Genomic DNA, 19,491 nt, shown 5'->3' with positions numbered 1-19,491 from the left:
TTGAAAGGTCTTGCTTGCGGCGTGGCCGCGCTCGTGCTTGCCGGATGCGGCGGGGGCGGAAGCGACAACGGCGCGGTGTTCATTCCGCTGGTGCCGGCGCCTGCGCCGGTGCCGGCCTCACCGCCGCCCCCGCCGCCCCCACCACCGCCCCCGCCCCCCGCGCCCCCGGCGCCATCCGTCCAGCTCGACGGCGCCATCGACCGGCCGGCCGCGCTCACCGAGGCCGATCTCGCGGCGCGCACGCCCATTACGCAGACCGTCAATTTCTCCAGCGGCAGCGGCGCCCAGGTGCACACCTACACCGGCGCCGGCCTGTGGCCGCTGCTGAGCGACGCCGGCCTGCAGCTCGATGTCGCGCGCAAGAACGACGTGCTCGGCCGCTACCTGCTGGCCACGGGCGCCGACGGCTACAAGGTGGTGTTCGCGCTCGGCGAGCTCAGCCCCGACTTCGGCAACAAGCCGAGCGTGGTCGCCTACGCGGAGACCACCGGCGGCGCCTCGGCCCCGCTGGGTACTGCGGACGGCCCGTTCCGCGTGACGGCGCCGGGCGACGTGAAGGGCGGGCGCTACGTGTCGAACCTGGTGCGGCTCGACGTGGCCGCCGCGCCCGCGACCGCGGCGGGCGTGGGCGGCGGGGTGTCGGCCTCGTTCGCCGTGTCCGGCAAGGTGGGCACCGCGAAGAGCTTCACGGCCGCGGACCTGAAGGGCCTCACGGCGTCGCCCGATGTGACGGTGGGCGGCAACGTGTACAGCGGCGTCAGCCTGTGGTCGCTGCTGAACGGCCTGGGCCTGCCCACCACGCCCAAGAACGCCACGCTCGGCATGTACGCCGTGGTGACCGGCAGCGACGGCTACCGGGCCGTGCTGTCGCTGGGCGAGATCGACCCCGGCTTCGGCGGCAAGGCGGCGATGGTCGCCTACCAGATGAACGGCGTCGACCTCACCACCACCGGCTTCGCGCGGCTGGTGGTGCCGGGCGAGGTGAAGCAGGGGCGATCGGTGTCGAACGTGATCGCCATCGAGGTGTTCTCGACGATCAGCCCCTGAGCATCACGCCGGTCAGGCCGCTCAGCCGTTCAGGCCGTTCACGTTATTCACGCCGGCACGGCGCGCCGGCGCCGCAGCGGCGCCTTCCACAGCTCCGCCAGCAGCACGCCCGCCACCGTCAGCACGCCGCCGACCGCGTGGTACGCCGCCAGCGATTCGCCGATCACCGCGGCGGCGATCAGCGCGGTGAACAGCGGAATCAGGTTGAAGAACATGCTCGCGCGGCTGGGGCCGATGTGCGCCACCGTGTGCATCCACAGCAGCGGCGCGACCATCGAGGCGCCCAGCCCGGCGAAGCCGACCAGCGGCAGGTTGGCCGCCGAGAGGCCCGTTTTCGGCGAGAGCAGGTACAGCGGCAGCAGCACGATCACGGCGCACACGATCTGCAGGTACAGCAGCTGCAGCGCGGGCACGTTCTTCATGCCCCAGCGCTTGAGCAGGATCACGTAGACGGCGTACGCCAGCATGGCCAGCAGCATCAGGCCGTCGCCCAGGTTCGCGCCGGTCTTCAGCAGCGTGCCCAGGTCGCCCGAAGACACCACCACCGCCACGCCCGCGATCGACACCAGCGAGCCCGCCACCGCGCCGGCCGTGAGCCGCTGGCCCAGCAGCGCGATCGACAGCGCCAACACCATCATCGGCGTGAGCGAGCCGATGATGCCCATGTGCGTGGCCGTGGTGAGGTAGGCCGCGTAGTAGGCCAGGCTCTGGTAGACCACCATGCCCAGCAGCCCGAGCACGGCGATGCGGCCCAGCTGCGGGCGAATCGCGCTCCAGTTGCGCAGCACCGGGCGCAATGCCAGGGGCGTGAAGAGCAGGGCGGCCAGCAGCCAGCGGTAGAAGCTGATCTCGGCGGGCGCGATGGCGCCGGCGGCCATCTTGCTGACGACGGTGTTGCCCGACCAGATGACGATGGCGAGCAGGGGGAAGGCGTAGGGCCACATGACGGGGAGCTTTCTTCGGGGTACGTGGCTATCATCGGTGCGTCTGTCCTGCGGCATATAGCTGAATCAGGACATATCGTCCGGCGATCCGGACGCTTTCAACCGGAGACCGTGCACTTGCCCTTGTCCCTGCCCACCGCCGACACGCCGCGCTACCTGCGGATCCAGAACGTGGAGGACCAGGAAGGCCCGTTCTATTTCCGCTACGACGAGTTCGGCGCCGACACGCTCGCCGCGCCGCACAGCCACAGCTGGGGCCACCTGAACTACGCCGCGCACGGCACCATGCAGATGGAAACCGAGGGCCTGCGCTTTCTCTCGCCGCCGCAGTACGCGGTTTGGATTCCGCCGAAGGTGGTGCACAGCTGCACCTTGCGCCACGCCATCGTCTACCGCTCGATCTACATCGCGCCCGGCCTGTGCGGGCAGCTGCCGGCCGAGGCATGCACGGTGCGCATCAGCCCGATCATCCGCAGCGTGCTGGCCGATTTCGCGGCGCGCGAGCTGCACGTGCCCGCCACGCCCGCCGACCTGCGCCTGGCCCACGTGGTGGTCGACCAGCTGGCCGTGGCCGAGGTGCAGCGCTGCTATCTGCCGGCGGCGGCGTCGCCCGCGCTGGTCTCGGTGCTGGAGGCGCTGCAGGCCGAGCCCGGCGACCACCGTTCGCTGGCCGACTGGGCGCAGCGCGTGCACATGACCGAGCGCACGCTGGCGCGCCAGTGCCAGCGGGAGCTGGGCATCTCTTTCGGCGAATGGCGCCAGCGGCTGCGCTTCCTGCGCGCCATCGACGCGCTGGAGGCCGGGCGCACGGTGCAGGACATTGCGTTCGACCTGGGCTACAGCACGGCCTCGGCCTTCATCGCGATGTTCCAGCGCGAGGCCGGGACCACGCCGGAGCAGTACCGGCGGGAGTTCTGCGGGATCGCGTGACCTCGTGACCGCGTGACCTCGTGGCCTCTTTGACTTTTGCGGGAAGGCGCTTTCTTCATGAGGCGATAATCCGCCCCGTGAAGCACGCCAGACCGCCGCTGGTGCTGGCCCGCAAGGGGCGACGCCGCAAGGCGCCGTGTCGAAAGACCGCACTGGAGGAACGTCCGGACTGCACAGGACAGCGCAGGAGTTAACGACTCTCCACCGTGAGGTGAGGATCAGAGCAACAGAGACGAGCCGATTCAGTTCGGGTGAAACGGGCAATCTCTGCGCGCAGCAACACCAAGTAGGCCAGTATCGAGGTGGTTCCGCTGAGCTGGCGGGTAGGTGGCATCGAGCCGTTTGGCGACAAACGGCCCAGAGTAATGGCGGTCACGTCGAGGGTTTCGCAAGAGGCCCTCGATGCACAGAATCCGGCTTATCGGCGAGCTTCACACTTTCTTTTTCGACGACGGCGCAATGCCGTCGTCGCGCATCCAGGGGCGCCACGCTGCGCCCGGGGCAATCCCTCTCATCTCCCCCAAAACGCCTCGTTGACCGCGCACGCCTGCACGGATCGGTAGAAACCCGTACAATCGATAGCAAGCTAACTATTAGGCAACTACCGTGATCGATTCCGACCCCTCCCTGCCAACGCGCGAACAGGCGCTGATGCGGCTTGGCACGTCGCTCGCGGTGTTGCAGCGCGGCTACCGCGCCGCGGCCGACAAGGCGGTGGCGCACGTCGGCGTGTCGCAGACGCTGGCCTATCCCATCGTGATGCTCGGGCGCATGAACGGCGAGGTGCGCCAGGGCGTGCTGGCCGAGGCGCTGGGCATCGAAGGGCCGTCGCTGGTGCGCTCGGTCGACCAGCTGGTCGAGGCGGGTCTGGTCGAGCGCCGCGAAGACCCGGCCGACCGCCGCGCCAAGACGTTGCACCTCACCGACGCCGGCAAGGCCACCTGCGCCCCCATCGAGGCCGCCCTGACGCTGATGCGCGCGTCGCTGTTCGACGGCGTGGCCGATGCCGACGTGGCCGCCTGCCTGCGCGTGTTCGCGGTGCTGGAAGAGCGCATGGGCGTGCGCGCCGTGCAGAACCCGCCGGCGCCCCCGGCACCTTCCGCCCCGCCAGCACCTTCCGCCCCGGCCGCCCCGCCAGAAGGGCGCAAGTAAATGGCCTCGCTCAGCCTCCCGCGCTTCACTCGCGCGGAGCTTCTCTTTTCCGCCAAGAGCTTCGCCGCCGCCATGCTCGCGATGTACCTCGCCAGCCGCGCCGGCCTGCCGCGCCCGTTCTGGGCCCTCATGACCACCTACGTCGTCGCCCATCCGCTGGCCGGCGCGGTGCGCTCCAAGGCGCTGTACCGCTTCTGCGGCACGCTCATCGGCAGCACCGCCACCGTGCTGCTGGTGCCCGCGCTGTCGAACGCGCCCGAGCTGCTCACGCTGGTGCTCGCGCTGTGGGTCGGGCTGTGCCTGTGCATCTCGCTGTTCGACCGCACGCCGCGCTCCTATGTGTTCATGCTCGCGGGCTACACGGCGGCGCTGATCGGCTTTCCGTCGGTGCAAACGCCGCTCGTGCTGTTCGACACCGCCGTGGCGCGGGTGGAAGAAATCGGCCTGGGCATCTTCTGCGCGACGCTGGTCCACAGCCTGGTGCTGCCCGCGGGGCTCGCGCCGACCGTGCTCGGCCTGCTCGACCGCACGCTGGTGGATGCGCGCAAGTGGCTCGGCGACCTGCTGCAGCCCGCCGGCCGCGATGACGCTGGCGGCCGTACCAAGGCCGACCCCAAGCGGCTCGACGACGACCGCCGCCGCCTGGCCGGCGACATCACGCAGCTGCGCCTTCTTTCCACCCACGTGCCCTTCGACACCACGCACCTGCGCTGGACCGCCGGCGCCATCCGCGCCATGCAGGACCGCGTGGCCGCGCTCACGCCCGCGCTGTCGGCCGTCGAAGACCGGCTGCAGGCGCTGGAGCAGGCCGAAGGCCGGCTGGCGCCCGACGTGGCCGCCGTGCTCGCGCAGGCCGCGCAATGGCTGCACGACGAAGCCGAACCGACCGCCGACGCCGCCGCGCGCGGCCAGCGCCTGCAAGCGCTGCGCCGCGCCATCGACGGGCTCAGCAACATACCTGCAGCCGCCAACGCACAACCCACCCCCTGGGGCCGCGCCCTGCGCATCGGCCTGGCCGGCCGGCTCGAGGAACTGATCGACGGCTGGACCGCCTGCGGCCAGTTGCGCCTGGACATCGACGAAGGCCTGAAGGGCGCCGCGCCGCTGCGCCGCACCGCCGCGCTGGGCGCGCGCGTGCTGCACCGCGACTACGGCATGGCGCTGCTGTCGGCGCTGGCCGCGGTCATCGCCATCTGCCTGTGCGGCGCGTTCTGGATCGTCACCGGCTGGCCCATGGGCTCGGCCGCCACCATGATGGCCGCGGTGTTCTGCTGCTTCTTCGCCACCATGGACGACCCGGTGCCGGCCATTCACGGCTTCCTGAAGTGGACGCTGTGGTCGGTGCCCATTTCCGCGGTCTACGTGCTGGTGCTCATGCCCACCGTGCAGGACTTCGGCATGCTGGTAGCCATCTGCGCGCCGCTGTTCCTGCTGCTGGGGCTGTACCTGCCGCGCCCGACGCATTTCATGCCGGCGATGGCGCTGGTCTTCGGCGTGGCCGGCACGCTGGCATTGCACGACACGGCCAGCTCCGACCTGGTGAGCTTCATCAACAGCATGATCGGCCAGATCGTGGGCGTGGTGGTCGCGGCGCGCGTCACCCGCCTGGTGCGCTCGGTGGGCGCCGACTGGAGCGCGCGGCGCATCCAGCGTGCCACCTGGCGCGAGCTGGGGGACATGGCCGCTTCGTCGCACCCGCAGTACGCGCAGAGCGACGCCTATGCCGTGCGCATGCTCGACCGCATCGGCCTGCTCGCGCCGCGCATCGCGCAGGCCGGCGGCACGGTCGAAGGCGTGGCCGCGAACGACGCGCTGCGCGACCTGCGCATGGGCGCCGACATCGTGGTGCTGCAACGCGTGCGCGCGCAGCTGCCCCTGGCCACCTCGGCCGCGCTGCTCGACAGCATTGCGCGCTTCTTCCGCCAGCGCGGCGAAGGGCGCATGAACCCGCGTCCGTCGGGGCTGCTGCCGCAGATCGACGAGGCGTTGAGCGCGGTGCTCGAAACGAGTGAAACAAGTGAAGCGCGCGGGGCCCGCGACGGCGCAGCTTCATCCGCGTCAGCGTCATCCGCTTCAGCTTCTTCTTCCGCCTCCTCCGCTGCATCCCGCTCGGCCATCACCGCCCTGGTCGGCCTGCGCCGCAACCTCTTCCCCGAAGCGCCGCCGATGCTGGCGCGCGCCCCTCTTCAAGGAGCTTCCGCATGATCGGCGAAGCCAGTTTCTACGGCCTGTACCTGCCCTGGATCATGGTGCTGGCCCTCGGCGCGTTCGTGGCCCTGTGGGCCGTGCGCCGCCTGCTCGCAGCCACCGGCGCGTACCGCTGGGTGTGGCACCCGGCCCTGTTCGACATGGCGCTGTACCTGCTGCTGCTCTACGCGCTGAGCCGCGTCACCTCCTACCTTCAATGAATCGCGAGAGTCCCATGAAAGCCAGTTTTTCCTCCAACAACCCCTGGGCACCGCGCCTGGGCCGCGTGCTCCTGACCGTGGCCGTGGTGGCCGCCGCCGTGTGGGCGGGCTTTCGCCTGTGGGACCACTACGAGCTCGCGCCGTGGACGCGCGACGGCCGCGTGCGCGCCAACGTCGTGCAGATCGCCCCCGACGTGTCGGGCCTGGTCACCTCCGTGCCCATTCGCGACAACCAGTCGGTGGCCGCCGGCACGCTGCTGTTCGAGGTGGACCGCGCGCGCTACGACCTGGCCGTGCGCCAGGCGCAGGCCGCCCTGTCGGCGCAGCGCGCCATGAGCGCCCAGGTGCAGCGCGAGAACCAGCGCAACGTGGGCCTGAGCGACCTCATCTCCAAGGAGTCGCGCGAGCAGACCCGTTCGCGCGTCGAGCAGATGCAGGCCGCCGTGGCGCAGGCCGAAGTGGCGCTCGACTCGGCCCGCCTCAACCTGCAGCGCGCCGAAGTGCGCGCGCCCACCGACGGCCTGGTCACCAACCTCGACCTGCGCCAGGGCAGCTACGCCGCCGCGGGCCGCCCGGTGCTGGCGCTGGTCGATGCGCAGTCGTTCTACGTCGAGGGCTACTTCGAGGAAACCAAGCTGCCGCGCATCCACCTCGGCGACCGCGTGCGCGTGACGCCCATGGGCGGCGGCGCGGTGCTCGAAGGCGCGGTCGACAGCGTGGCCGCCGGCATTGCCGACCACGACCGCTCCACCAGCGCCAACCTGCTGCCCAGCGTGAACCCGACCTTCAACTGGGTGCGCCTGGCGCAGCGCATTCCGGTGCGCATCAAGCTCGACCCGCTGCCGCAGGGCGCGCGCCTGGTCTCGGGCCAGACCGTGACGGTGCAGGTGCTGGACAACAAGACGGCACAGGGCAAGACCGCTGCCGAGCCCGCCTCGGCGGCGCCGAAGAAGGGATGAACACCATGACCCCCCGCTTCGTCACCCGCGGCATCTTCCGCATCGCGACGCTGGCCGCCGCGGCCGCGCTCGCGGCCTGCGCGGCGGTCGGCCCCGACTACAAGCAGCCGCCCGAAGCCCTGGCCAGCCAGGACGCCGCCGGCAAGCCCTTCGCGGGCGCCGCTGCGGGCTCGCCCGCCAGCGCCGCGCCGCTGCCCGCGCACTGGTGGCGCCTGTACCACGACCCGCTGCTCGACCGCCTCGTGGCGCAGGCGCTGGCCCACAACACCGACCTGCGCCAGGCCGTGGCCAACCTGGAGCGCGAGCGCGCCATCGACGACGAAGTGGCCGGCGGCAAGTACCCGACCATCGGTGTGAACGGCGGGCCGTCGTTCGGCCACCAGTCGGGCATCCAGCTGCTGCAGCGCGGCTACGAGCCGCCCAGCACCTTCAACTACGGGCTGGGCGCCTCGCTGTCGTACCAGGTCGACCTGTTCGGCCAGCTGCGCCGCGCCATCGAGGCCTCCGCCGCCAACACCGAGGCGGCCGAAGCCGCGCTCGACCTGGTGCGCGTGAACGTGGCCGCGGGCACCGCGCGTGCGTATGCCGAGGCGTGCTCCACCGGCCTGCGCCTGGAGATCGCGCAGAAGTCCGTCAGCCTGCAGAAAGACGCGGTGAACGTCACCGAGCGCCTGCAGAACGCCGGGCGCGCCGGCGCCATCGACGCGGGCCGCGCGCGCGCGCAGCTGCAGTCGCTCAATGCCGCGCTGCCGCCGCTGCAGGCCAGCCGGCAGGCCGCGCTGTACCGCCTGGCCACGCTCACCGGCGCGCTGCCGCAAGACTTTCCGCGCGAGGTGGCCGACTGCACCACGCCGCCGCGCGTGGCCGGCGTGCTGCCGGTGGGCGACGGCGCCGCGCTGCTGCGCCGCCGGCCCGACATCCGCCAGGCCGAGCGCACGCTGGCCGCGTCCACCGCGCGCATCGGCGTGGCCACGGCCGACCTGTACCCGCACGTGTCGATCGGCCTGTCGGCCATGTCGGCCAGCACCGCCTCCGACTTCGGCCACAAGGACAGCATGAGCTACAGCCTGGGCCCGCTGATTTCGTGGACCCTTCCGAACACCGGCGTGGTGCAGTCGCGCATCGCGCAGGCCGAGGCCGGCACGCGCGGCGCGCTCGCCAAATTCGACGGCACCGTGCTCACCGCGCTGCGCGAGACCGAGACAGCGCTGGGCAACTGCGCCCGCGAGCTCGACCGCCGCGCCGCGCTGGAAGCCTCGCGCGACCAGAGCGCCATCGTGGCGCGGCAGGCGCGCCAGCTCTACCAGAACGGGCGCACCAGCTACCTCGAGTCGCTCGACGCCGAGCGCGCGCTGGCCGCGAGCGAGTCGTCGCTGGCCGCCAGCGAGGCGCAGCTGTCCGACGACCAGGTCATGCTTTTCATGGCACTGGGCGGGGGCTGGGAGCCGGACGATACGAACCTGGCGCAGGCTGGCGTGCGCGACACCGCTCACAACGCCGCTCACGACGCCACCCACGACACCACGCACCCCGCCACGATCAGGCAATGACCCGCCCATGACCACCGCCGCAACCTCCGCGCTCCCGCCGCGCCTGCACGCGCCGCTGTGGCTGCTGGCGCTCGTCACCTTCAGCGGCACGCTGGCCATGCACGTCTTCGTGCCCGCGCTGCCCATCGCCGCGAAGAGCCTGGGCGCCGGCATGGGCGCCATGCAGATGACGGTGAGCCTCTACATCCTCGGCCTGGCGGTGGGCCAGCTGGTGTACGGGCCGCTGGCCGACCGCTACGGGCGGCGCCCGGTGCTGCTGGTCGGGCTGGGCATCTACTGCGTGTCGGGGCTCGCCGCGGCTGTCGCGCCCGAAGTGCATTCGCTGATCGCCGCGCGGCTGTTCCAGGCCATCGGCGGGTGCGCCGGGCTGGTGCTGGGCCGCAGCATCGTGCGCGACACCGCGGGCCCGCAAGAAGCCACGCGCCGCCTCGCGCTGATGAACCTGATGGTCACCATCGGCCCCAGCCTCGCACCGCTGATCGGCGGCGCGTTGGCCACCACGCTGGGCTGGCGCTCCATCTTCTATGCGCTGTTCGGCCTGGGCGTGGTCGGCTTCCTGTTCACCTGGCGGCTGATGCCCGAGACCGGTTCGCCCGGTGCCGCGGTCAACGCCAGGGATCTCGCGCGCAACTACAAGAAGCTGCTGGCCTCGCCGGCCTTTCTCGGGTTTTCGATCGGCGGCGGCTGCGCCACCACGTCGATGTACGCCTTCATCGCGTCGGCCCCTTTCATCTTCGTGGACCAGCTGCACCGGCCCGCGCACGAGGCGGGCATCTACCTGGCGATATTGGTGTCGGGCGTGTGGCTCGGCAGCTTCCTGACCAGCCACATGATCTCGCGCGTGCGCGTCGACCGGCTCATGGTGCGCTCCAACGCGCTGAGCGTGGCCGCGGCCTTCGTGCTGCTGGGCGCGGCGCTCAGCGAGCACCTGTCGGTACCGCTCATCGTCACCTGCATGTTCCTGTTCACGGTCGGCTGCGGCATGGCCTCGCCGGCGGCGCTCACGCAGGCCATCAGCGTGAACCCGCAGGTCATCGGCTCGGCCTCGGGCCTGTATGGCTTCACGCAGATGGCCGTGGGCGCGCTGTGCACCGCGCTCGCGGGCATGGGCCACCGCAACCCGGCGCTGGCCTCGGCCATCGTGCTGGCGGGGGCGGGCATCGTGGCGCAGCTGTCGTTCGCGGTGGCGCTGCGTGCGCAGCGGCGCGCGGACGAGGCACGCCGGGTGGCGGCCGAGGCCGTGTAAGCGCCGCGGCAAGCGCAGGTCGTTCAGCCCACCGGCGCGCGCCGGCCCTGGCCCTCTTCGGCCAGGAACTCCACCAGCTTCGGCAGCGACGCGTCCATCGGCCGGTTGGCATGCAGCCGCATCACATAGCCCCATGAGCCCGGCATGCGCAGCGCGGGCGTCAGCGCCACCAGCCGGCCGCGGGCCAATTCCTCGTCGATGAGCGGCGCGCGGCCCAGCGCGATGCCCACGCCCGCCGCGGCTGCGGCCACCACGGTGCTCAGGCCGCTGAACACCAGCGGGTCGCGCCCGGCGCTTTCCGGCAGGCCCAGCCGCAGGCGCCAGGTGCGCCAGTCGGTCTCGGGGCTGTCGATGTGCTTTTCTTCCAGCCAGCGGTGGCGCGCAAGGGCGAGCGGGTCGTCGCGCTCGTGTGGGGGAATCAGCGCCGGGCTGCAGACCGGTACCACGGTCTCGGTGAACAGCGGAATGTCGCCGGCCTCGGCAAAGCGCGGGCCCAGGGCCTGCTTGTGCAGGAAGGCCAGGTCGAGGTCCTGCGCCTTCCACGCGGGGTCCTGGCTGGCGTGCAGGAACAGCTGCACGTCGATGTCAGGGTGCATCTCCGCGAAGCGCCCGATGCGCGGCGCCAGCCACAGTGCCGCGAGCGACGGGTTGGCCGACACGTTGAGGTGAACCCGCCGCTTGCCGCTTGCGCCAGCCCGCGCATGGCGGCAGGCGCTGTCGAGCAGGGTCAAGGCCTGTTGCACCGACACCAGCAGCGCGGCGCCGGCCTCGGTGGTCTGCGCGCGGCGCACCGTGCCGCCGCGCAGCAGCAGGCTCACGCCCAGGTCGGCCTCCAGCGCGCGCAGCTGGTGGCTGACGGCGCTCTTGGTGACGTTGAGCTCGGCGGCGGCGCGGCTCAGGCTGCCGAGGCGGGCGACCGCTTCGAAGGCGCGCAGGGTGGCCAGGGGTGGCATGGGCACAAGAAGATCGGCGACAACACGAAGAAGGGGTGCAATTTAGCTCAACCCACGAGTGAGTAACTATCGCTTTCGCCCGCATGCCGGATGCCCGACCATCGCCGCTTCCCAGGAAGCAACCGACATGTACTTCGACACCAGGCTATGGCAACTGACCGCGGGGCTGCGCATGCGCATGGCCGGTGGCATCTTTCTCGGGTTGCTGGCGCTGGCCGCCGGCGTCGCCCGCTACGTGTTCCTCGGCCAGTTGCTGGCGCGCGTGTTCGACGGCGCGCCCGCCACCGAGTGGCTCGCGCCGGCCGCCTGCGCCGGCGCCATGGTGCTGCTGCGCGCGCTGTTCGACCACCTGCGCACCGTGCAGGCCAACCGGTCGTCCGCCGACGTGCAGCAGGCGCTGCGCGCGCGGCTGTACGACCGCATCGTCGCGCTGGGGCCGGCCTGGTTCGCCAACCAGCGCACCGGCGGCGTGATGCTGACGGTGGTGGACGGCGTGGAGCAACTGCAGACTTTCTTCGGCCAGTACCTGCCGCAGGTCGTCATCGCGGCGGTGGCGCCGTTCGCCATCTTCGCGGTCATCGCCTTCTGGGATGTGCCGACCGCGCTGGTGTTCCTGGTCGCGGCGCTGTTCGCGCTGTTCGGCCCGATGGCCGTGCACATGATCGACCGCCGCGCGAGCCTGGCGCGCACCCGTTCGCTGAACGCGTTCGGCGAGGAGTTTCTCGACGCCGTGCAGGGCCTGCCCACGCTCAAGTCGTACGGCCAGGGCAAGGCCTGGGGCGAGCGCCTGGCGGCCCGCGCGCGCAAGCTGTCCGACAGCACGTTCTGGGTGCTGTCGGTGAGCCTGCTGACGCGCGGCATCAGCGACCTGGGCGTGGCGCTGGGCGCGGCACTGGCGCTGACGGTGGGCACCTGGCGCGTGGCGGCCGGCGACATGAGCGTGGAAGCGCTGCTCATCGTGCTGATGGCCGGCACCGAGATCTTTCGGCCGCTGCGCGACCTGCGCTCCGTGCTGCACCGGGGCATGCTGGGGCAGTCCGCCGCGGCGAGCATCCATGCGCTGATGGACGCGCGGCCACTGACCGCCGCGCCCGATGTGCAGGCCACCGAAGGCGAAGTGACGCGCCTGGCGCCGACCATCGAGTTCGACGCCGTGTCGTTCTCTTATTCGCCGCAGCGCCCCGCCCACCAGGGCCTGTCGCTGCGCATCGCGCCCGGCGAGCGCGTCGGCATCGTGGGCCCGAGCGGCGCGGGCAAGTCCACCATCGTGCGGCTGCTGCTGCGAGAGTGCGTGCCGCAGGCCGGCACCATCCGCGTGGGTGGGCACGACGTCAACCGGCTCGACACGCAGACGCTGCTGGGCCACATGGCGCTGGTCAGCCAGGACATCACGCTGTTCCACGGCACCATCGACGACAACCTGCGGCTGGGGCGGCCCGAGGCCACGCAAGAGCAGGTGCGCGCCGCGGCCCGCGCGGCCAACATCGACGACTTCATCATGGCGCTGCCGCAGGGCTACGCCACGCCCATCGGCGAGCGCGGCCTGCAGCTGTCGGGCGGGCAGCGCCAGCGCGTGGCGATTGCCCGCGCGCTGCTGCGCGACGCGCCCATCCTGATCCTGGACGAAGCGCTGTCTTCGGTCGACACCGAGAACGAGGCGCTGATCCAGCAGGCGCTGGACCGCCTGATGGCCGGGCGCACCACGCTGATCCTGGCGCATCGGCTGGCCAGCGTCATCGGCGCGGACCGCTGCCTGGTGCTGGACCAGGGGCGGGTGGTGGAGCAGGGGCCGCATGCGGAGCTCATGCGCCAGCGGGGCCTGTACTACCGGCTGATGCACGAGCAGGCGGTGAGCGCGGCAACGCCATCGGCCACCGCCGCTCCTTCGCGCGCCACGGCGAAGGCCGCGCCGTCGCGTGTTGCCGGCGATGGCGACAGCAATGACGGCAGCGACAACGACAACGACAGCGACAACGAAAGCGGCCAGGGCCCGGCCCTGCGCTCGCTGGACACCGATGCCGCCCAAGTCGGCTGGTCCGCCACGCTGGCCACGCTGCTGTCGGTGGTGCGGCCCTGGCGCGGCACGCTGGTCGCCACCATCCTGCTGGGCGTGGCGCGCGTGGCGGCCTTCATCGGGGTGGGCGTGCTCAGCGCGCTGGTGGTGGCCGCCATTCGCGACGGCCGCGACACCTCGGTGCTGGTCGTCGGCCTGCTGGTTGCCGCGCCGCTGGCCGCGCTGTTCCACTGGCTCGAGTCCTGGCTGGCGCACGCCATGGCCTACCAGCTGCTGGCCGACATGCGCGTCAAGCTCTACGACAAGCTGGAGCGGCTGGCGCCCGCGTACCTGCTGCAGCGCCGCTCGGGCGACCTGGTCGCGCTGGCCACGCACGACGTGGAAATGGTCGAGTACTTCTACGCCCACACCATCGCCCCGGCCATCGTGTCGGTGCTGGTGCCGCTGTCGGTGCTGGGCTTTCTCGCGGCGTACAACGCGCCGGTGGCGCTGGCGCTGCTGCCGTTCCTGGCGTATGCGCTGCTGTCGCCCGTCCAGGGGCGGCGCAAGATCGATGCGCTGGGCGACCGCGCCCGCCACGCCCTGGGCGAAATGAGCGCCCACACCACCGACACCATCCAGGGCCTGGCCGACCTGACCGCCTTCCAGGCCACCGGCCGCCGCCGCGCGCAGTTCCTCGAGGTCGCCGACCGGTCGCGCGGCAAGCGGCTGGAACTGCTGCGCGACCTGTCGCGCCAGGGCGCGTGGTTCGAAGTCGCGATGGGGCTCGGCGGGCTGGCCGTCGCCGTGGTCGGCGCGCTGCAGGTGGCCGCCGGCGCGCTGCCCGCCGGCATGCTGCCGCTGCTGGTGCTGATCGCGCTGGCCACCTTCCTGCCGGTGTCCGAGATTTCGCAGGTCAGCCGCCAGCTGGCCGACACCATCGCCGCCACGCGCCGCCTGCATGTGGTCAACAACGAGCCCGAGCCGGTCGCCGACGGCACGCTGTCGATACCGCTGCCCTCGCAGGCAGGGTCGCAGGCGGGGTCGCAGGGGTTGTCGCTGGCTTTCGAACACGTCTGCTTCGCGTACCCCGGCAAGGCGCAGGACACCTTGCGCGACCTGAGCTTCACCGTGCCCGCCGGCGCCACCGTGGCCGTGGTCGGTGCCTCGGGGGCGGGCAAGAGCACCGTGGCCAGCCTGCTGCTGCGGTTCTGGGACCCGCGGCAAGGCACCGTGAGGCTTGGCGGCGCGGACGTGCGCGAACTGCGGCTCGACGGCCTGCGCGAGCGCGTGGCGCTGGTGACGCAGGACACCTACCTCTTCAACGACACGCTCGAAGGCAACATCCGCCTGGCCCGACCCGACGCCACGCCCGCGGAACTGGCGCTGGCACTGGAGCAGGCGGCGCTCACGGCGTTCGTGCAGACGCTGCCCGAGGGCCTGGCCACCCGCGTCGGCGAGCGCGGCATGCAGCTGTCCGGCGGGCAGCGCCAGCGCATCTCTATTGCCCGCGCCTTCCTGAAGAACGCGCCGGTGCTCATCCTGGACGAGGCCACTTCGCACCTCGACTCGCTCTCCGAAGCGCAGGTGCGCGGCGCGCTCGACGTGTTGATGCGGCACCGGACCACGGTGGTGATCGCCCACCGCCTGTCGACCATTCGCGATGCCGACCTGATCCTGGTGCTGGAAAACGGCGCGCTGGCCGAAGCCGGCACGCACGACGCGTTGCTGCGCAGGCAGGGCGCCTACGCGAAGCTGGCCAGCCACCAGGGCTCGGGCGTGGCCGAGCCGCTGTCGGCGCCGGCGTGATGACCTGCTGCCCGGGCCGTGCGTGGCCCTTGCCTAGCGCGTGAAGAGCCAGCCGCCCTTCGGCTGGCGCGTGAGCTCGTGGCGCTTCACGGCGCGCTCCTCGCCGTCGTCGCCCACGTACACCACCTCGAAGCGCAGCAGCCTGGGCGTCACCATCTTCCAGTTCTGCATGCGCTGCACGGTCACGCAGGCGGTCTTGTCGTGGAACTGCATTTCCGACATCGGCGCGCCCTGGAAGCCCGTGCCGTCGAACAGGCGGCCCGGCGCCGCGAACGGGTTGAGCACCGCGCCGTTGCGCGCGGTGATGCAGCCTTCGGTGCGCACGAACGATTCGATGGTCGGCGACGCGCTGCGCAGCACCTTCTCGATGGCCGGGCTGGGCGCCTTGGTGCCGATGGCCTCGCGGATGCGCTCCACCTGCGCCTCGGTGATGGGGGCCAGCCCGTCGCGCGTGACCACCGCCGGCGGCGGGGGCGGAGCGGAGGGCGCAGGCGGCGGCGCGGGGTTGAGGTAACTGCAGCCGGCGACCAGTGCCAGGGGCACGGTGCAGGCCAGGGCGGCGCTCGTTGAGCCGAACTTCATGGCTGAGTCTCCTGTCGGCGGCACGGGCGTGCCGCAGGCTGAAAAATGCAGTCCGCGAACATGCGGTGCGTCGTCGGGGGGGAAAGCTTCGCCGGGCCGGGGGCCGGGGTGTCGTCTTTGTTGTCGCTGTTCTTTTCAGAAGCGTTCGTGCGGTGCCAGGTAGCGCCACTGGCCGGGCTGCAGCCCGGCGAGCGGCACGCGGCCGATGCGGATGCGCCGCATCGCCAGGATGCGCAGCTCCACGTGGTCGCAGATGTGCGCAATCTGCCCCGGCCGCGCGCCCTTCAGCGCAAAGCGCAGGCCGGTCTGCTCGTCGCTCTGGCGGCCGATGCTCACGCGGGCCGGCGAGCGCTCCAGCCGCGCCAGCGTCTCGGGGCTCACCGGGCCGGCCACGTCGACCATCACCTCGTGCTCGAGGATGCCCGCGTCTTCCTGCAGCTTGCGTTCGATGCGGAACTCCTGCGTGTACGCGACCAGCCCGCTGGCGCCGGTTTCCAGCGGCGTCATGCAGTGCTGCCCCTTGGCATGCGCCGGCAGGAAGCGCTGGCCGGCGCGCTCGGGCTCGTGGTGGTTCGCGGCCACCAGCAGGCGGTGCGCGTTGTCGGTCGGCATGCCCGCGGGCTTGTACAGCAGCAGGGTGACGGGCAGCACCGGCTCGGGCTTGGCGCCGGCGGCAATCTCCACCTGCTGGTGCGGCAGCACGCGCGACTGCGGCAGCGTCTGCGCCACGCCGTCCACGCGCACCGCGCCGTTCTCGATCAGCAGCTCGGCTTCGCGGCGCGACACGCCGGCCATCGCGGCCACGCGCTTGGCCAGGCGAATGCCTTCGTCGGCATCGCCGCGGCCCTGGTTGCGGCTGTTGCCGTTTTCGCGGCCCTTGCCGTCCTCGCGCTGGCCAGGCGGCGTGTTCTTGTCGTGGTTGTCGTTGGTCATCAAGTTGCAGTCAGTTGCCGGATGCGCGCCACATGCGCGGCCAGCGAGCGGGCCGCCACCGGCCACATGCGCTCGGGCACGTCGTCGTAGGCCAGGGGTAGCCATTGTTCGGGCGTGCCGTCGGGCAGCTTGCGCATGGCCGCGGCAATCTTGGCCTCGCGCTTCAGGCGGTGCGCCTTCAGCATGCCGATGGCCGTGCGCGCAAAGCCGATCACGTAGCCGTGCGCCGGCAGGATGAACTCGACGTGCCCCGCCTCGCAGGCCGCGTCGAGCGCGTCCAGCGAACCCAGGTACGCCGTCATGTCGCCGTCGGGCGGGTCCACCACCGTGGTGCTGCCGTTGAGGATGTGATCGCCCGAGAACAGCAGGCCGTCTTCCTCGAGCACCAGGCACAGGTGGTTGGCAGCATGGCCGGGCGTGTGGATCACGCGCAGCGTGTGCGTGAGCGGGTGGCCCTCGGCGTCGGTGCCCGAGAGCACCAGCCGCTCGCCGTCCTGCAGCTCGCGCTCGGCCGTGAAGCGCGCCGACGAGCGCGCCGTGGGCGCCGACGACAGCCCCAGGATCGGCGGCTTCGCGCCCTTGCACAGCGCCTGCAGCGGCGCGGCGCCCGGGGAGTGGTCGGCATGCGAATGCGTGCACACGATCATGCGGATGTCGCCGTGCGTGGCGCGCCACAGCCGGCCGATGTGGTCGAAGTCGTTCGGGCCCGGGTCGATCACGATGTAGCCGGTGGCCGCGTCGCCCACGATGTAGCTGTTGGTGCCCGGGCCGGTCATGGCGCTGGGGTTGGGCGCGGTCAGGCGCATCACGTTCTTCAGCAGGGGCACCGGCTGCTCGCTCTGCCAGTCGAGCGCATGCAGCATCTGGCCGTCGGGGCACACCAGCGCAAGCTCGCCGAAGGGCGACTCGTGCTCCATGTAGCGCACGTCGGCGCCCTTGAGCAGGCCGCCGCGCGGGCAGCTGGTCCACAGCGGCGCTTCGCCGGCGCCGCCGGGCGCGCAGGCCGCGAGCACCGAGTCGACGGTGGTGTACGCGGCCATGCGCTGCAGCGTGCGCACGGTCGGGAAAATCATGAAGAAGCTGCCCGCGTCGTGCCGCGCGAGCGCGTCGGCGGGGCGCACCCAGCAGGGCTCGAACTGTTCGCTTTCGTCGGCGCTCGGCTCCTGGCCTTCGGGCATGCGCGCGACCAGGAAGGGCACGTCGAAGCGCTTGGGCAGGTCGCGGTCGGTGATCCAGTGCGCGAAGGTGAACACGCGGTCCGAGTCGAGCACCAGGCCGCGCGCGGCGCACTGGTCGGCGAACGCGGTGCCGGCGGTGTCGTCGCGGTCCATGGCGGCGATGTCTTCGGCGCTCACGGGGCGGCCGTCGGCATGGTGGGCGAGCAGCACGCCGAGCTCTTCGAAGGCCTCGCGGATGGCCGCGATGGCCTGCGTGCGCTGCACGCGGCTTTGCGTGGGGCGGCGCGTGGCGATGCGCTTGGCGGCTTCGTCGGCGGCGTCGATGTGGCCGCCGGGAAAGACATAGGCGCCGGGTGCGAAGCTGGCGGTGGCCGAGCGGCGCGTCATGAGCACTTCGAAGCCGGCGTCGGTGTCGCGCAGCAGCAGCACGGTGGCGGCTGCGCGCACCGTCACGGGCTCGCGGTGGGGGTGGAGTTGTTGTGTGGGGCGGACCATGGGGTGATTATCGGGAGCGGGCGCGGCGCGTGCTTGAAACGCCCGGCCGGGTGCATAAGCTCAGAGGGAAACAGGCATGAGCGGCGCGCCACAATCCGGCTTTTCCGACTCGTCGCAGCTCGCGCGGACCGCCCTGGACAAGGGCTGAAAGACTGACATGGCCCATTCTCGTTCCTCCCTTTTTTCTCGTCTCATGCCTGCCCGTTTCATGCCTGCCCGTTTCATGCCTGCCCGTTTCATGCGCCGTGCCTTGACGCTCGCCGCAGCGTCGCTCGTGGCTTCCGCGGCCTTCGCGCAGCAGGACTGGCCCCAGCAACCTGTCACCCTGATCATGGGCTTCCCCGCGGGCTCGGGCGTCGACGTGGTGGCCCGCGCCATCCAGGAACCGCTGGCAAGGCAGCTGGGCCGCCCGGTCATCATCGACTACAAGTCGGGCGCGGCCGGCAACATCGCGAGCGACTACGTGGCCCACGCCAAGCCCGACGGCTACACGCTGGCCTTCGGCACGGCGGCCACGCACGGCAGCAACGCCGCGCTGTACAAGAAGCTGCCCTTCGACGTGGAGGCCGACTTCGTCGCGGTGGCGCCGGTGCTCGACGTGTCGAACGTGCTCACCGTCAACCCGGACGTGATCAACGTCAAGACCTTGAAGGAATTCGTCGAGCTGGTCAAGGCCAACCCGGGCAAGTACAACTATGCGTCTACAGGCAACGGCGCGGGCACGCACATGGCGTTCGCCGAGTTCAATTCGCGCCTGGGGCTGAACATGGTGCACGTGCCGTACAAGGGCGGGCCCGAGGCCATCACGTCGGTGGTGCGCGGCGAGACCTGCTGCATCATGAACCAGGTGCAGACGGTGCTGCCGCAGTACAAGGCCGGCAAGGTGCGGCTGCTGGGCGTGACGACGGCCACGGCGGTGCCGGCCGTGAAAGAGGTGCCCACCATCGCCTCCAGCGGGCTGCCGGGCACCAAGGGTTTCGACAGCTCGATCTGGTTCGGCATCTTCGCGCCCAAGGGCACGGACGCGCAGGTCGTCGACAAGCTCAACGCGGCGGTGAAGGCGGTGCTCGAGCAGCCCGAGGTCCGCGAGCGTTTCGAGAGCCAGGGGAACACGGTGCGCATCGAGACGCCGGCACAGTTCAAGAAGACCGTGCACGAGAACCGGCTGAAGTGGGCCGAGGTTGCCAAGGCCGCGAACATCAGCGTCGATTGATTTTTTCCGGGGGCTTGTTTGGGCGCTGTCGTGTTCAGGGCGCGTGCACAGGCCGCCGGGTACTTCCCTCCGCGAATGTCCCCCGCTTCGCTCCTCCTT

Annotated in this window: 15 protein-coding genes and 1 other RNA gene; 11 read left to right on the top strand and 5 right to left on the bottom strand. The window is 71.3% G+C overall.

The window, feature by feature from the left end; translation table 11 throughout:
* Entirely contained in the window at positions 1-1,047 is a 1,047-nt protein-coding gene (locus tag AB6807_RS34475) for a molybdopterin-binding oxidoreductase (protein ID WP_371088065.1), read from the top strand.
* A 47-nt stretch (positions 1,048-1,094) separates the two neighbouring features.
* Here the strand turns inward: AB6807_RS34475 and AB6807_RS34470 are convergent, their stop codons facing one another.
* Entirely contained in the window at positions 1,095-1,991 is an 897-nt protein-coding gene (locus AB6807_RS34470) for a DMT family transporter (protein WP_116910811.1), read from the bottom strand.
* A 117-nt stretch (positions 1,992-2,108) separates the two neighbouring features.
* Between AB6807_RS34470 and AB6807_RS34465 the strand changes: the two genes are divergently transcribed.
* From AB6807_RS34465 to AB6807_RS34430, 8 genes are all read left to right on the top strand, one after another.
* Positions 2,109-2,921 (top strand): helix-turn-helix transcriptional regulator, encoded by an 813-nt coding sequence (locus AB6807_RS34465; protein ID WP_371088064.1) that lies wholly within the window; start codon positions 2,109-2,111, stop codon positions 2,919-2,921.
* Positions 2,922-3,000: 79 nt separating this feature from the next.
* Positions 3,001-3,358, top strand: an RNA gene (rnpB, locus tag AB6807_RS34460) — RNase P RNA component class A.
* 214 nt (positions 3,359-3,572) lie between these two features.
* Entirely contained in the window at positions 3,573-4,073 is a 501-nt protein-coding gene (locus AB6807_RS34455) for a MarR family winged helix-turn-helix transcriptional regulator (RefSeq protein ID WP_371088097.1), read from the top strand.
* Positions 4,074-6,278 carry an FUSC family protein gene (locus tag AB6807_RS34450; protein ID WP_371088063.1) on the top strand — a complete coding sequence of 735 codons (2,205 nt, stop codon included), beginning with the start codon at positions 4,074-4,076 and terminating at the stop codon, positions 6,276-6,278.
* Complete coding sequence (locus AB6807_RS34445; RefSeq protein ID WP_286516887.1) at positions 6,275-6,481, top strand: DUF1656 domain-containing protein; 207 nt, start codon at positions 6,275-6,277, stop codon at positions 6,479-6,481. The genes AB6807_RS34450 and AB6807_RS34445 overlap by 4 nt, the downstream gene beginning before the upstream one ends.
* 14 nt (positions 6,482-6,495) lie before the next feature.
* On the top strand, positions 6,496-7,440 hold the full coding sequence (locus tag AB6807_RS34440; RefSeq protein ID WP_371088062.1) for an efflux RND transporter periplasmic adaptor subunit: 945 nt from the start codon (positions 6,496-6,498) through the stop codon (positions 7,438-7,440).
* Positions 7,441-7,445: 5 nt separating this feature from the next.
* Positions 7,446-8,990 (top strand): efflux transporter outer membrane subunit, encoded by a 1,545-nt coding sequence (locus AB6807_RS34435; RefSeq protein WP_371088061.1) that lies wholly within the window; start codon positions 7,446-7,448, stop codon positions 8,988-8,990.
* 7 nt (positions 8,991-8,997) lie between these two features.
* Positions 8,998-10,236, top strand: coding sequence for a multidrug effflux MFS transporter (locus AB6807_RS34430; RefSeq protein WP_371088060.1), 1,239 nt, complete (start codon positions 8,998-9,000; stop codon positions 10,234-10,236).
* Between the two features lie 23 nt (positions 10,237-10,259).
* Here the strand turns inward: AB6807_RS34430 and AB6807_RS34425 are convergent, their stop codons facing one another.
* Positions 10,260-11,189 (bottom strand): LysR substrate-binding domain-containing protein, encoded by a 930-nt coding sequence (locus AB6807_RS34425; RefSeq protein ID WP_371088059.1) that lies wholly within the window; start codon positions 11,187-11,189, stop codon positions 10,260-10,262.
* Positions 11,190-11,316: 127 nt separating this feature from the next.
* On the opposite strand from AB6807_RS34425, the gene AB6807_RS34420 reads away from it, so the two are divergent.
* A complete protein-coding gene (locus AB6807_RS34420) occupies positions 11,317-14,991 on the top strand; it encodes an ATP-binding cassette domain-containing protein (RefSeq protein WP_371088058.1) in 3,675 nt (1,224 codons plus the stop codon).
* 33 nt (positions 14,992-15,024) lie between these two features.
* Here AB6807_RS34420 and AB6807_RS34415 read toward each other — a convergent pair whose 3' ends face one another.
* The 3 genes from AB6807_RS34415 to AB6807_RS34405 all read right to left on the bottom strand — a co-directional run bounded on the left by AB6807_RS34415 (position 15,025) and on the right by AB6807_RS34405 (position 18,179).
* The gene (locus AB6807_RS34415; protein ID WP_371088057.1) at positions 15,025-15,573 is read right to left on the bottom strand and encodes a hypothetical protein; all 549 of its coding nucleotides are present in this window, start codon (positions 15,571-15,573) and stop codon (positions 15,025-15,027) included.
* Positions 15,574-15,708: 135 nt separating this feature from the next.
* Complete coding sequence (locus tag AB6807_RS34410) at positions 15,709-16,506, bottom strand: RNA pseudouridine synthase (RefSeq protein WP_371088056.1); 798 nt, start codon at positions 16,504-16,506, stop codon at positions 15,709-15,711.
* Positions 16,506-18,179, bottom strand: a complete 1,674-nt coding sequence (locus tag AB6807_RS34405; protein ID WP_371088055.1) for an MBL fold metallo-hydrolase — start codon at positions 18,177-18,179, stop codon at positions 16,506-16,508. Before AB6807_RS34405 ends, AB6807_RS34410 begins: the two co-directional genes overlap by 1 nt.
* Before the next feature lie 238 nt (positions 18,180-18,417).
* Here AB6807_RS34405 and AB6807_RS34400 point away from each other — a divergent pair, with 238 nt between their 5' ends.
* The gene (locus tag AB6807_RS34400) at positions 18,418-19,392 is read left to right on the top strand and encodes a Bug family tripartite tricarboxylate transporter substrate binding protein (protein ID WP_371088096.1); all 975 of its coding nucleotides are present in this window, start codon (positions 18,418-18,420) and stop codon (positions 19,390-19,392) included.
* Positions 19,393-19,491 lie beyond the last annotated feature (99 nt).

The sequence above is a fragment of the Variovorax sp. RCC_210 genome, from assembly GCF_041355175.1.
GTDB lineage: Bacteria > Pseudomonadota > Gammaproteobacteria > Burkholderiales > Burkholderiaceae_C > Variovorax.
Note: the sequence above shows the minus strand (reverse complement) of the source record. Positions and strands in the feature narration are given on the sequence as shown.

Excerpts from the sequence above, each read along its gene's own strand:
- AB6807_RS34435 (WP_371088061.1), top strand. The coding sequence starts at position 7,446 with ATGACCCCCCGCTTCGTCACCCGCGGCATCTTCCGCATCGCGACGCTG.
- AB6807_RS34450 (WP_371088063.1), top strand. The coding sequence starts at position 4,074 with ATGGCCTCGCTCAGCCTCCCGCGCTTCACTCGCGCGGAGCTTCTCTTT.
- AB6807_RS34410 (WP_371088056.1), bottom strand. The coding sequence starts at position 16,506 with ATGACCAACGACAACCACGACAAGAACACGCCGCCTGGCCAGCGCGAG.
- AB6807_RS34425 (WP_371088059.1), bottom strand. The coding sequence starts at position 11,189 with ATGCCACCCCTGGCCACCCTGCGCGCCTTCGAAGCGGTCGCCCGCCTC.
- AB6807_RS34420 (WP_371088058.1), top strand. The coding sequence starts at position 11,317 with ATGTACTTCGACACCAGGCTATGGCAACTGACCGCGGGGCTGCGCATG.
- AB6807_RS34455 (WP_371088097.1), top strand. The coding sequence starts at position 3,573 with ATGCGGCTTGGCACGTCGCTCGCGGTGTTGCAGCGCGGCTACCGCGCC.
- AB6807_RS34400 (WP_371088096.1), top strand. The coding sequence starts at position 18,418 with ATGCGCCGTGCCTTGACGCTCGCCGCAGCGTCGCTCGTGGCTTCCGCG.
- AB6807_RS34415 (WP_371088057.1), bottom strand. The coding sequence starts at position 15,573 with ATGAAGTTCGGCTCAACGAGCGCCGCCCTGGCCTGCACCGTGCCCCTG.
- AB6807_RS34430 (WP_371088060.1), top strand. The coding sequence starts at position 8,998 with ATGACCACCGCCGCAACCTCCGCGCTCCCGCCGCGCCTGCACGCGCCG.
- AB6807_RS34445 (WP_286516887.1), top strand. The coding sequence starts at position 6,275 with ATGATCGGCGAAGCCAGTTTCTACGGCCTGTACCTGCCCTGGATCATG.
- AB6807_RS34440 (WP_371088062.1), top strand. The coding sequence starts at position 6,496 with ATGAAAGCCAGTTTTTCCTCCAACAACCCCTGGGCACCGCGCCTGGGC.
- AB6807_RS34470 (WP_116910811.1), bottom strand. The coding sequence starts at position 1,991 with ATGTGGCCCTACGCCTTCCCCCTGCTCGCCATCGTCATCTGGTCGGGC.
- AB6807_RS34405 (WP_371088055.1), bottom strand. The coding sequence starts at position 18,179 with ATGGTCCGCCCCACACAACAACTCCACCCCCACCGCGAGCCCGTGACG.